Origin of the sequence: Thiomicrorhabdus marina (assembly GCF_017571465.1) — a bacterium.
GTDB lineage: Bacteria > Pseudomonadota > Gammaproteobacteria > Thiomicrospirales > Thiomicrospiraceae > Thiomicrorhabdus > Thiomicrorhabdus marina.
Window position 1 is genome coordinate 148275 of record NZ_JAGETV010000001.1, and the last position, 12915, is coordinate 161189.

A 12915-nucleotide genomic window follows, 5' to 3' on the forward strand; every position below is an offset into this window, starting at 1 on the left:
AACAAAATTCAAGACAGGATAGAAAGCGATGGTACAAGAGAAAAAAATGCGCCCCATTTTTGCTTTAGTGGACGGAAATTCATTTTACGCCTCTTGCCAAATTGTGTTCGACCCTTCTTTGGCAAAACGTCCGGTGGTGGTTCTTTCCAATAACGATGGTTGCGTGGTCGCTGCGAATTCCCTTGCCAAAGCTCTAAATCAGGAATTAATTGCCAAGGTTGGCGATTTAGGTTCCGGCGGCTATTACGCTGCACGGCCGACTAATATGATGTTTCAACCCTACTTTAAAGTGAAATGGCTATTAGATAAACATCAGGCTGCGGTCTTCAGCTCCAACTATGAACTCTATGCCGACATGTCCAATCGCATGCACACCATTCTCGGAGAAATGGCTCCAAGGCAAGAAATCTATTCGATTGATGAAAGCTTTCTGGAATTATCCGGCCTAGAACAGCACTATAACCTAACCGACTATGGCCAAACGATAAAGCAGCGAGTGCAACAAGAACTCGGCTTACCGGTCGCTGTCGGCATCGGACACAGCAAAACCTTAGCAAAACTCGCCAACCATCTCGCTAAAAAACACGCCCACAATAACGGCGTTTTCGACCTTACTACCTTGCCAGAAAACACCCTAGAACCATTGCTGGCCAAAATTGACATCAACCATATCTGGGGCATTGGCAAAAATCTTGAACTCAAACTCCGCGCCGAGGGAATCAAAACCGTACTAGATCTACGTCGCACTAACCCAAAAGTGATGCGCAAGAAATACAGTGTTGTGCTGGAAAGAATCATTCAGGAATTAAACGGCGAATCTTGCCTGAGTTTAGAAGCTTTATCGACAGACAAAAAGCAGATCATCAGCTCGCGTTCATTTGGGCAAGAACAGAAGAACTATAAAGCGGTTGAACAAGCGGTAGTCGACTACACCACTCGCGCCGCGCAAAAGTTACGACGCCAAAACAATGTCTGCCAGATGATAACCATCTATATTCGCACCAACCCGCATAAACAGATGGAACAATATCGACCAAGTTATAGCATCGGTCTAATTTACCCGAGCGATAACAGCATCCTTTTGAGCAAATTAGCACGGCGTGCGCTACGCGCGATTTGGCGAGAAGGTTTTTATTATCACAAGGCCGGCGTCATACTCAGCGAAATCAGTCCCAAAGGCCCTCTGCAAACCGATCTGTTTGCCCAGCAGCCGCGTTACTCCGCCAACCCAAAACAGGACAAACTGATGCAGGTACTTGACCAAGTTAATTATCACTATGGTCGAAATACCTTGTTCTTAGGCACACAAGGCATTCCCAAGAAAAACGCTTGGCAGATGAAACGGCAGCTGATGTCACCGCGTTATACCACTCGCTGGGATGAAATTCTTACCGTTGACTAAAACACTAAATTCACGATAATTATTTACAAAACATAATTATAAGCTAATATGTAAACCTACTTTGCAGGCGACCAGATTTTCATACTTTGGTCACCGAGTAACGCAAAAAAGTTTTATATAATCAAAGATATACCTAAAAAACTCGAACACACCGAAACTATGCTGAGATACCTGCGCTTTAAATTACATCAAATCGGTCGCGCTACCAAACGCTCGGCTTTTTTGAATAAATACTTCCCGCGCTTTAAAGACCGCGTCTACTGGGCTGGTGATCGCTCATCTTTCGCTCGTGCGGGTTTTGTCGGTTGTTTCTGCATGATGTTGCCGATTCCGTTCCAGATGGTATTCGGTTCGGTTCTAGCCTACTATGTGCGCGCCAATATTCCCTTAGCAACCGCACTGGCTTGGATTACCAATCCGCTTACCATGTGGCCGATCTGGTACGGTGGCTATATGTTCGGCACTTGGGTGCTCGGTACACCAGATTTGTTCCATGCATCGCAAGGTATTGTCATCGGTTCTAGCGAATGGTTCTCGGACGTTTTCCCGCATATATGGATGCCGTTCTTTATCGGAAATGCGAGTCTAGGTCTGCTTTTCGGCAGTGTCATGTATCTGCTAATCGGCCATTTCAACTTCCAGTGGATTCGCGCCAAATTGCATTCGCTACGAGCCCACAAAGGTTAAACCGCTCCCTGCTGACTGAAGCGCAACACCCTCATTGCGCTTTATTGCAAACGCTACCCTAATGCATCAGTCTGCGGTTCCTTTTTGAGGTCATCAAGTTATGGCAACCTTCTTCAGCATTCTAAAAACGCATTAACCATTACATTTCAAAGCTTAATTTGTGTAGTCCTTTCTGCTAAAATACGCGGTTTTGATAATTGCGATTTTTTTAAGGTAATTCCGTAAATGAAAACCTCCAGCTTATTGCTCGCCACTACCCGTGAAACTCCTTCTGATGCTGTTGTAGCTAGCCACCAATTAATGATTCGTGCCGGCATGATTCGACCGCTCGCAGGGGGTCTCTATAACTGGCTACCGATGGGGCTACGGGTACTGCGTAAAGTCGAGGCAATTATTCGTCAAGAAATGAATCGCGCCGGAGCACAAGAATTACTAATGCCGGTGGTTCAACCGCTTGAATTATGGGAAGAATCCGGTCGTGATGAAACCATGGGCGCAGAAATGTTGCGTTTTACCGATCGTCATGACCGCTCATTCGTTTTAGGCCCAACCCATGAAGAAGTCATTACCGATATCGTACGTAAAGAAATTCGCAGTTATAAACAGTTGCCGGTGAACTTCTACCAAGTGCAAACCAAGTTTCGTGACGAACGTCGTCCGCGTTTCGGGGTGATGCGTTCGCGTGAATTCATTATGAAAGACGCCTACTCTTTCCACCTGTCGCAAGAATCGCTGCAAGAAACTTATGACACCATGTTCGAAGCCTACAACCGAATCTTTACCCGCATCGGTTTTGAATACCGTGCCGTACAAGCCGATACCGGTGCTATTGGCGGTGACGGTTCGCACGAATTCCACGTTCTGGCTGAATCAGGTGAAGACGATATCGCCATTTGTAGCAATTCTGACTATGCTGCTAACGTTGAATTGGCAGAAGCACTTGCACCACGTGGAACGCGTCCAGAAGCGAGCGAAGAACTAGAAAAAGTTGCTACTCCAGATACTCATTCCATTGAGGAAGTGTCTAGCCTGCTACAGGTTAAGAAAAAGAAAACCGTTAAAACTCTACTCGTCCAAGGCGCGACCGAAGGTGCTCCAGTAATCGCGCTAGTCGTTCGCGGCGACCATGAATTAAATGAACTGAAAGCAGAAAAACACCCTCTAGTGGCAAGCCCACTAACCATGGCAAGCGATGCAGAAATTCAAGCTGCTGCTGGTTGCTCTGCCGGTTCAATCGGGCCTGTAAACCTGAATATTCCAGTATTGGTTGATCGTACAGCAGCAAACAGCTCGGACTTTATCTGTGGTGCTAACGAAGACGGTTTCCACTATAAAGGGGCAAACTGGGAACGCGACGCGCAAATCACTGAAATCGTTGATTTACGCAATGTGCAGAAAGGCGATCCAAGCGCTTGTGGTCAAGGTAAACTTGAAATCTATAAAGGCATCGAAGTCGGCCACATCTTCCAACTGGGTAACAAATACTCTGAAGCGTTGAACGCCACTGTCCAAAACGAAAACAGCCGTGCACAAGTACTAGAAATGGGCTGTTACGGTATTGGGGTAACGCGTATTGTGGCTGCGGCAATTGAGCAAAACCACGATGACCGCGGTATTATCTGGCCGGATGCGATTGCCCCGTTCCAAGTCTGTATCGTGCCGATGCAGATGCATAAATCACCTCGTGTTGCCGAAGCCGCTCAGAAAATTTATGACGAGCTAATGGAACAAGGAATTGATGTCTTGTTCGACGATCGTTCGGAGCGTCCTGGTGTCATGTTCTCTGATATGGACTTAATCGGTATTCCACACCGCATCGTTATCGGTGAACGCGGTCTGGACAACGGCATGATCGAATACAAATATCGCCGTGACGAGAAACCGCAAGATATCGCCGAAGACGAGTTTATGGCTTTCTTAATGCAGCAATTGGCCAAGTAAAAGGAAGGCTATGTTTTTAGAACAATTTTTTCAGAGCAACGGCAACTTGACGCAAATCAGCGCCGAGCAAGGTAGCCGTTTTGCCAAAGAAGTCGCTAATGACTTCAACCCACTGCACAACGCCGATTCCAAACGTTTCTGCGTACCTGGGGATTTGCTTTTTTCTCTGGTTTTGAAAAAACTGGGATTGTCGCAAAACATGACCTTTAAATACACTGGCATGGTTGGTAATAACACCGCTCTACTCTTCCCGGAAACCGATACAGAAAATTTATCTATCGTCGATGATAAAGACAAGGAATATTTGCAAGTTGGACGTTTTGGCGCAGTGACTGACGATGCGGAATTGATTGAAAACTTCGCACGCAACTACGTCTCCTTCTCTGGCCTAAGCTTCCCAAATATCCTAGTGCCATTGATGCAAAAACATAATGTGATGATTAATCCGGTTCGTCCGATGGTTATCTATGAAAGTATGGCGTTTGAACTGCATGACTTAAATCTAAGCAACCCTATTCTAAAGCTAACCGATAGTACGCTAGATGTTGAAGGCAAACGCGGCACGGTAAAACTACACTTCGCAATCTACGAAAACGACATCGAAGTCGGCCACGGCTCTAAAAACATGACCATCGGCGGTTTACGCGAATATAACGAAGAGCAGATGCAGCAATTGATTGACGTTTACGAACGATCAAAACAAGACTATCAGCAAGCGGTTGCATAATCCCGCCCTCAGGACATAACGTCTAAAAGCGCCCTGTTGGGCGTTTTTTGTAAAACCAGTACGGAGAAAAAACAAAATGGGCATTCAGTGGTATCCAGGACACATGCACAAAGCTCAAAAGGAAGTGCGTGAAATCTTCAATCAGGTGGATGTTTTTATCGAAGTATTGGATGCCCGTATTCCTTTCAGCAGTCAAAACCCGTTGATTGAAGAGATCCGTAAAGACAAACCGACCATCAAAATCCTTAACAAAACCGACTTGGCCGATCCTCAAACAACGGAACAGTGGCAGGCTTATATGGAACAGGAAAGTAGCGTCAAAACGCTCGCTTTTAATGCCCAACAATCGGATCGCCGCGAACAAGTTCTTAGCCTTATTAAGAAAATGGTTCCGCAAAAAGCGGAAACCATTAAAACTATCCACGCACTGATTATTGGAATTCCAAATGTCGGCAAATCGACGTTAATTAACAATATTCTTGGCCGAACAATCGCAAAAACCGGTAATGAGCCGGCGGTAACCAAACGACAGCAACGTATCAAACTGGAAGAAAATATTATCCTAATCGATACTCCGGGAATGCTGTGGCCGAATATCGAAAATGAAAACAGCGGCTACCGCTTAGCAATTACCGGCGGCATTAAAGAGACGGCTTTTGAACTGCCGGACATCGCTTCTTACGCTTGCGAATTCCTGATGCAAGCCTACCCTGAGCAAATTAAGCAACGCTATGAATTTAACGAGCTACCGCATACCGACATCGAGTTGCTAGAAGAAATCGGTCGCAAACGCGGTTGTTTACGTTCCGGCGGCATGGTCGATTTAGAAAAAGTCTCACGCCTGTTTATTATGGAATATCGCGACCGTTACCTCGGTGATTTAACCCTAGAAACGCCGGATATGATGGAAGAGGAACTTAAACAAGTTGAATTGCAGCGACAAGCCAAAGAAGCAAAGAAAAAAGCGCGCGAGGAAGCCAAGAAAGCACGTCGCTCTCGACATAAGAAAAATAAACGCTAATCAAACGTACGGAAACGGTTGATACACGGGTTTTGTTCGGAAAAAGCAAATCGACAAGGCAAAAAAATCCCGAGTAAGCATTTAAAGAACTTAAATATTTTCTCAGGAATCAAACAAGGCACTAAAGACCTTTTGGGAAATAAACAAATTGGATCGACCAAGCAAAATTCTTTTTTAGCCAAAACGCCATATTTAAAAGACTAAATAAGTAAATCGCCAAATCTGACTCTTAACAAAGAGAGTGATCCGGAAGATTTCTCTTCCAATGTAAACAAAACTTCGACGACCTTTCTGTTCATAAAATAAAAAACAAAATTGCGGTCTGTTTACAGCGTGTATTTTATTTCTGCACTCCTTCGCTCTGAAGAGCAAAATGAAAAAAAATTATTTTTTAATATGCCTATGATCTATTTAACAACAGGGCATATAAATCCTGAGTTGCAGCAATGAATTTTACATCTCAAAAAAAACAACACATAATATCCTGCAAAAAATATAAGAGAATAGACAACCATGTTTAAGTTTAGTGATTACTTGCGTATTTGCCGTGAAAACAAAGGGGTAACTCAAACAGAACTTGTCGAAGAATTGATTAACACTGACAGAATTTTCAGTTCCTTAGATGCCACCACTTTAAGCCGTTGGGAAAGAGGCGTATCAAAACCCGCCCTAAGCAAACAAACCTTAATTATTAAATACTTCTCCAATTTCTTTGATCGCATCTACCCGTTCTTGAATGAGGCAGAGTCAATTGAGATTGAAAAAAGTTTTTGCGCAATTGGTTTTTCAAAGCTGCTCGGGCGCCATAAAATGGTGATGGATTTTCCAACCAAAAATATGGACACCAAACAGTTTAAGGTAAAATCTTATCTTGAATCCAGCCACAAAATGACCGCGTTACGCCGTAACCACATGATTATGCAAGAAATTTACGGGCCACAATTCTGCAATCAATTACATGAAAATCTTGCTCAGCACCCCGCTAATTATTTTGCTGTATGCGAGTATCAAGATGACTACTACGGGCACTTTTTTGCTTTACGATTAAAGCCGCCTATTTTCAAACGCCTGATGGACTTTACCATGCGCGCCGATGAAATCAGCGTTGACGACATAGCAGATCAAAATGAAATCGGTTGTTACTATTTCTTTGGCTTTTTTAGCCTAGGAGAACTGGTGATCTCTTTGATTTGGATTCATTTCTATACCTATTTGATTAAACAGCAAAAAACCATTAAAGATCTCGGCGCCATGATTGTTTCCAAAGAAGGCGAAATCATTGCCAAAAATATGAATACTGAATGCATTAACACTATTGAAGTACAAAATACGACAGTAATGAACTTTCAAGCCAGCGTCGATCAAATGCTAATTACCGAAAATGTTGTGAAAATGCTGTTTAACCCGGAAAGCTGCCCTGAGAATAGCTAGATAATAAAAAGCCCCGTACAACAATCTTGTCGATACGGGGCCATACGGAATGAGTCAATACTTATGGATGAGGCTTTTAGAAGGCTATTCCACGCGAATGGTTTCGCCAACTTGCATAACTCTCATCGGCGTCACAACGCCCTCCTCTTTCAAGAAACCTGCAAATTGTTCTGGCGTACCACGTAATAATGGAAAAGTTCCAAAATGGTTAGGAATGACCATTTTACGAGGTTGCACCAGCTTAACCGCATGCGCAGCACGCTTCGGCCCCATAGTAAAGGTATCGCCAATAGCAGCCAACATAATATCCACCGGCCCGAATAGATTGATTAACTCCATATCCTTAAACACATCAGTATCACCGGTGTGATAAAAACTTGGACCGTCTTTAATCTGAATATGCAATCCGGTTACTGTCCCGCCATAATAAGTTTCAGTACCATCCGCTAGAGGTACACCAACACTAGAACTATGAATCGCTTGGGTAAAACCAACCTTTACTTCTCCATCCAATAGCGGAATTTGCCCACCGATATTACCCGTCGTCGGATAGCCGAACTGATCTTTCGGAAAGCCCAACTTCTCAACCATAACCTTACCTAAGTCAAAGTTGGTCACCAATTTTGCCCCCGTCTTTTTAGCGATTTCTACCGTATTTCCAATGTGATCAAAATGGCCATGCGTCAATAAAATCAAATCCACCTTTTGCAAAGCGTTTAACTGCTCCTGACCCTTCGGATTTTTCGGATTGGTTAGCCAAGGATCGATCATAATCACATGACCTTGCGGAGTAACAATTTTATAACCGGCCTGACCGTAATAAGTAATGTCGGTTTTCGCAAAAGTCGACGCGGTAAAAAATTGAGTTACGGCAAAACCCGTAACAATTAGAAGCTTCTTCAACATAGCTTTTCTCCAAAATGAACATTGAGGGGTATTACAGTGTATATCAAACCCTAAAATGCCCAACATGTAGATAACTTATTATTATCAATACATAAAAAATAGTTATTAAATTTAATTATTACATTAATAAAAAAATAATTATGCATGAAACCAGTGCAAAACAACAAAGCCACGGATGCTTACTTTATAATAGCTGAAAAGTGAAATTCTTGTAAAAGCTCACTTAACCTATTCAAAAATACAGGAAATTATCCAATGCAATTAAAGCCAATCATTGTTGCCGTGACTCTAGGAGTAATATCCAATTCAGCCTACGCGAAAAACTTCACCATTGACGGAGAAGATAAGGGGAATCTTGATTTCATGTTTAAAGCTCTGACCGTTGTTGATGGCAAGTCAAACGGTTTCGACCCTAACTACGGCACTGCCGAACTGCTGAAAATGAAATACACTTCGGTTCGCTGGAACGGCGTCAACTTATCTGCCGGATTCTATATGGATGGTGACTTGCTCGGCAATAATCTAGACAACCCTTCCGCCGATGACAAAATAGCACGCGGCCTGTATACCGCTGGCGACACTCATGCTAATAGCCTAATGGGGGAACTAAACCTAACCGGTAAGCACGGCGATTTCGGTTGGTTTGTTGGGCGTACTATCTTTAAGTCACCATTGACCGTTAGCTCTAGCAGTACTATGCCTAGTTTTCACCACGGTTATGGCATCAATTACAAGGTCAACGAGGCCATAAAATTAAGTGCGACACAAATTACCAAAATGGCTTTTGGCGCTCGTACTGCAACCGAATGGGGGTTAATTGGTGAAGGAACCGGTACTTCTGGGACAGCAATCAATCCGACATCTATGCAGGCGAAATTTATCGATATCGAAGAGGCAACGCTTGGCGTTGGAACGCCTGAAACAAATGGTATTACGGCCGTTAATGCGGACTTCAATATTTCAAAAGCGAGCAAAGTTTCTATCTGGAATTACTATGCCGATAAAATCAGCAATAATTTTTATGTGCAAGGCCAGCATAAGTTCAAAATTGCTGACAAAAGAGCCCTGAAAGTAGAAGCACAACTTCTGAACCAGAAAGAGGTAGGTACCGGACTAGCTGGAGAGTTAGATTACACTCTAGTCGGTGCCAAAGCCACCTATATCAGCAAAGGCTGGTCTGCCTATCTAGCAGCTAACTCAAGCTCCGGCGATACCGCAATGCTAAATGCTTGGGGCGGCGACCCTGCTTACACTAGCACCATTTTCTCTCGCAATGCTTACCGTGAAAATGTCACCGCTTATAAAGTGGGCGGCAAATACAAAATCACTCCTAAATGGATTCTTTCTGCCGCTTATGCCGATTATGGTCAGTCTGACACAACAGTAGGTTCTCTAGCCGCTGCAAGTGATGCAACAGAATTCGATATTAGCCTAGCTTGGAAATACAGCAAAAACCTGACATTCAAGGCTTTCCATGTGAGCCGAACCAGTGAATACGATACGGATTCTAATGACCGAACTCAATCGCATAGCCGCATAGTAATGGTTTGGAAATACTAATACTTACCTTACAAAACGTAAAAAACGGCAGGGAGCCCAATACCTCTGCCGTTTTGTTTATCCATTACGCACGCTAATTCAAATAATTAGTGGTTTATCTGCGATTTTTCTGCCATCTCAGAATTAATATTTTCCTGCAACAACTTTTCAGCATTTGCTAACGCTTCTTGTGGTGCCATACCTTGGTGCATATAATCAAAAGCGATTTGCAACTTCTCGGTTAAAAATCGATTTTCAAAATCCGACAGCATGGTTTTCCAAGCTTTTTTATCGGCTCCGTCTTCGGGTGTATGCGCTATCAATTTTGCCAAAATACTTAACGCCATTGCTGAATTACCAACTTGTCGAAAAAATTGCTCAAATTTTTCCAACTGCTGTTGGAGTGCAAGTAACGACGGTTCTGTCGTTTCTTGCCATTTCAACTGCTGCAACATCTCACTTAGGCTTTGTTCACCCTCACGCTGATTATATTGCATCTCAGCAACCGCTAAATCTAAGGCCATTGAAGCCTCTTGTAAATCGGCCGGGTCGGTAGAAATCGGCGAGCCCTCTTCAATAAAATTAAACTCACCAATTTCCGAGCCAAGTAAAGAATCATTCGCTGTCTTGGCATCGGTAATTACCAAGCGATGGTGACTGAGCAGTTGCGAGCTGGTAACTTGCTGAATATGACAACCGCACAAGAAATGACCGTCGTGCGCCTGAATATGCACAACGCGAAGAGAATCGAGACAGAAAATTTCACCGCTTTCCAAATTACGAACCCGCAGGCTGATTTCCTGATCGGGTAGAAACCAATCCGCTTCCTCGACCCAGAAGCTAAGACCGGTCAGATTAACGTCATTTCCAGCAAAGGGCTCTAGAAAATCAATATCGTCGAAATCGGTCACTTCAAATTGGCGTGTCACTCGATATGACTGGCGTTGCTCAATATCTAGTTGAAACATTCACACCTCATTTTAGAACCGCTAGGAAGAAGACTTTGGCTTAAAACCAAGCGCGAGGCATTCCGATTCCGGTAACCAACCCAAGCAGCTACGCACCTTCAGAGACTGATAATTACGAATAATCGGCATTACCGTTAACATACCAAATAGAATTTGATACCAATGCCAACCAATTGCTGAAGGCTGCGATGCCCACCATAAATTATTCACTCCAAAGTGTTTGGTTTTAAAGAGCAAATGAATGGCCAAACGCCAGTATTTCATTCCATATTTAATTCGAGTCGACCACATAAAACTTCCAATCGTTTATTGCGCCAATTCAATTAAAGGGGAATTCTCTTTAAAGACGGTAGTACCGACTGGCGCGTGAATTTTGCTAATTTTACCGCTAATCGGCGCGCGAATATAGACGTACTTAGCCCAAGCTTTGTGCATTTGTAAATCTGCTTGTGCCATTTCCGCTTCAGCCTTCGCTTTAATATGCGCTAACTTAGCTGCATCTAAGGTACGTCGCGAAGTGACGGTTCGATCAAACAGATCCAATGCTTGATCCAGTTCGATCTGAGCATCTTGCAATAAGGCAACCTTCATGTCGGCATTTGCCTTAAGACGCTTTAATTTAGCTTGATAGCGCGCGTCATCCAAATCCATTAATTTCTGACCGGCTTTCACGCCCTGCCCATTTTGGACATACACCTTCTGAACCTGAGAAGCGACTAACGAGCCGATTATCACATTCTGCGCATGCGCCGCTACCGTCGACAAACCGAGGCTCAACGCCATAGCCGTAGAAACAACAAAACGTTTTGTTACAAAGGGAAATAGTGAATTCATGGTTTTTCTCTCAATAAAATCTATTTTTCAGCATCACTTTGCGGCTCGGACTCAGTCTTGGCCGCCACAAACAGTGCCAATGGCTTACCTTGTAGATAATCCAACTGAGCCCATAGTAGAGCTTGTTTGAATTGCCATTCAGTCATGTTGTAATTGGCTTCCGACAAACGCACCATCGAATCGCCTAAATCGGTAGCGGTCTCGTTTTCATACAACGCACGACTGTAGTCCAAATACAGATCTGCATAATCCCCAAAAAGATAGTGTTTTTTCTGCTCTGTTTTCAGCAATTGCAATTGAAAATATAGGTCGGTTACCTGTTCCCGCAATTCCATTGACAAAGCATCGTACTGCGCTTGGTAATGTTGGAGCTTAGCTTGCTCTTGTTCAATTTGGCTGTCTTGCAACCCAGAATCATACAAGGGCATTTGCAAACTTAAATCTGCACGCCAGCTACCTTCTCGTAATTCAGGATAACTGGAAAGCTGACCAACCCAAGCATCCGCTCGAATCACTGGTCGATTAGCATTTCTAGCCGCTACAACTTTATGCAATTGCGCCTGCCATTGCTGTTTTAACGCGACCAATTGCGGATGTTGCTCAACCGATTGCTGCAATTCATTCAGCTTGAGCTGCTTAGCATCTCGCTGTGCATAGATTTTTAGATTCGGCAGCTGTAGCTTATCTGGGCGCGCCTCGGCGTACCCTAACGTATTCGCCAAAAATAAACGCATTTTCAGTAGATTCTGTTCCGAGCGCGAGCGGTTAAGCAAAGCAGTCTGATAATTGGATTCTGCCTGCAATAAGTCGACATCAGAAACTCGACCCAAACTATGACGATCCTTAGTTTTATCAAAAGCGATATACTCAATCGCCATTGCCTCATTATCGATACGGAACTGGAAGTCTGCAAGAATGGCATCGAAAAAGGCTCGCATCACCGAAATTTTATGTAATTCGCGTTGCGCTTCAAAACGTATCTTTTCCGCATCAGCCATCCCTTGCAAGGCAAGTTGCTGCTTCTGATTAAGATTGCCGTCATAAAGCACCTTTCCAAAATGCAACGCCAAGCGATTATGGCTTTGCGCCTCTTCGGTAAATTCTCGGCGCGACAATCTTCCTTCGAGATTCAGCTGAACATTATTCTGTACAGCATAACTTTGTGCTTGTGCCTGATTTACTTGCCATAATGCTTGATTTAAACCGGCCTGATATGAGCGTAAAGGAAATTCATTGAGCAGATATTCCAATGTTAGCGGATTCGGTAATGGCTGAGCAGGCATTTGGCTTGTTACCGTCCAAATTTCAGGACCGGTTTGAGTGCTTTCAGCAACTTTTTTCTCTTCAGCAATAACATGAGGGCTCATAGCCAATAATAAGCTAGAAGCTAAAACAGGGAGAGCGAAATGACGCTGAACCCCTCGTAAAGTAAAGAATGGAGTGACTTTCAAGAGTTGAT

12 protein-coding genes are annotated in these 12915 nt (G+C 43.7%); 7 read left to right on the forward strand and 5 right to left on the reverse strand.

What is annotated here, in order from left to right; translation table 11 throughout:
- Nucleotides 1–46: 46 nt before the first annotated feature.
- The 6 genes from J3998_RS00735 (at nucleotide 47) to J3998_RS00760 (ending at nucleotide 7209) form a co-directional block, all read left to right on the forward strand.
- Complete coding sequence (locus J3998_RS00735) at nucleotides 47–1402, forward strand: Y-family DNA polymerase (RefSeq protein WP_208146380.1); 1356 nt, start codon at nucleotides 47–49, stop codon at nucleotides 1400–1402.
- A gap of 159 nt (nucleotides 1403–1561) precedes the next feature.
- Complete coding sequence (locus J3998_RS00740) at nucleotides 1562–2089, forward strand: DUF2062 domain-containing protein (protein WP_208146382.1); 528 nt, start codon at nucleotides 1562–1564, stop codon at nucleotides 2087–2089.
- A gap of 225 nt (nucleotides 2090–2314) precedes the next feature.
- Complete coding sequence (locus J3998_RS00745; protein WP_208146384.1) at nucleotides 2315–4030, forward strand: proline--tRNA ligase; 1716 nt, start codon at nucleotides 2315–2317, stop codon at nucleotides 4028–4030.
- 10 nt (nucleotides 4031–4040) lie between these two features.
- Complete coding sequence (locus tag J3998_RS00750) at nucleotides 4041–4757, forward strand: DUF3581 family protein (protein ID WP_208146386.1); 717 nt, start codon at nucleotides 4041–4043, stop codon at nucleotides 4755–4757.
- 76 nt (nucleotides 4758–4833) lie between these two features.
- A complete protein-coding gene (gene ylqF / locus J3998_RS00755) occupies nucleotides 4834–5778 on the forward strand; it encodes a ribosome biogenesis GTPase YlqF (protein WP_208146388.1) in 945 nt (314 codons plus the stop codon).
- A gap of 513 nt (nucleotides 5779–6291) precedes the next feature.
- Nucleotides 6292–7209, forward strand: a complete 918-nt coding sequence (locus J3998_RS00760; RefSeq protein ID WP_208146390.1) for a helix-turn-helix domain-containing protein — start codon at nucleotides 6292–6294, stop codon at nucleotides 7207–7209.
- Between the two features lie 84 nt (nucleotides 7210–7293).
- Here the strand turns inward: J3998_RS00760 and J3998_RS00765 are convergent, their stop codons facing one another.
- A complete protein-coding gene (locus J3998_RS00765; protein ID WP_208146392.1) occupies nucleotides 7294–8115 on the reverse strand; it encodes a metal-dependent hydrolase in 822 nt (273 codons plus the stop codon).
- 255 nt (nucleotides 8116–8370) lie between these two features.
- Between J3998_RS00765 and J3998_RS00770 the strand changes: the two genes are divergently transcribed.
- Complete coding sequence (locus tag J3998_RS00770; RefSeq protein ID WP_208146405.1) at nucleotides 8371–9675, forward strand: OprD family outer membrane porin; 1305 nt, start codon at nucleotides 8371–8373, stop codon at nucleotides 9673–9675.
- Nucleotides 9676–9761: 86 nt separating this feature from the next.
- Here the strand turns inward: J3998_RS00770 and J3998_RS00775 are convergent, their stop codons facing one another.
- From J3998_RS00775 to J3998_RS00790, 4 genes are read right to left on the reverse strand one after another with little or no spacing between them, the layout of a single operon-like run.
- Nucleotides 9762–10622, reverse strand: a complete 861-nt coding sequence (locus tag J3998_RS00775; RefSeq protein WP_208146407.1) for a PilZ domain-containing protein — start codon at nucleotides 10620–10622, stop codon at nucleotides 9762–9764.
- Between the two features lie 21 nt (nucleotides 10623–10643).
- A complete protein-coding gene (locus J3998_RS00780; RefSeq protein WP_208146409.1) occupies nucleotides 10644–10913 on the reverse strand; it encodes a hypothetical protein in 270 nt (89 codons plus the stop codon).
- A 15-nt stretch (nucleotides 10914–10928) separates the two neighbouring features.
- The gene (locus J3998_RS00785; RefSeq protein WP_243750529.1) at nucleotides 10929–11456 is read right to left on the reverse strand and encodes an efflux RND transporter periplasmic adaptor subunit; all 528 of its coding nucleotides are present in this window, start codon (nucleotides 11454–11456) and stop codon (nucleotides 10929–10931) included.
- 20 nt (nucleotides 11457–11476) lie between these two features.
- Nucleotides 11477–12907, reverse strand: a complete 1431-nt coding sequence (locus tag J3998_RS00790; RefSeq protein ID WP_208146411.1) for a TolC family protein — start codon at nucleotides 12905–12907, stop codon at nucleotides 11477–11479.
- Nucleotides 12908–12915: the final 8 nt, after the last annotated feature.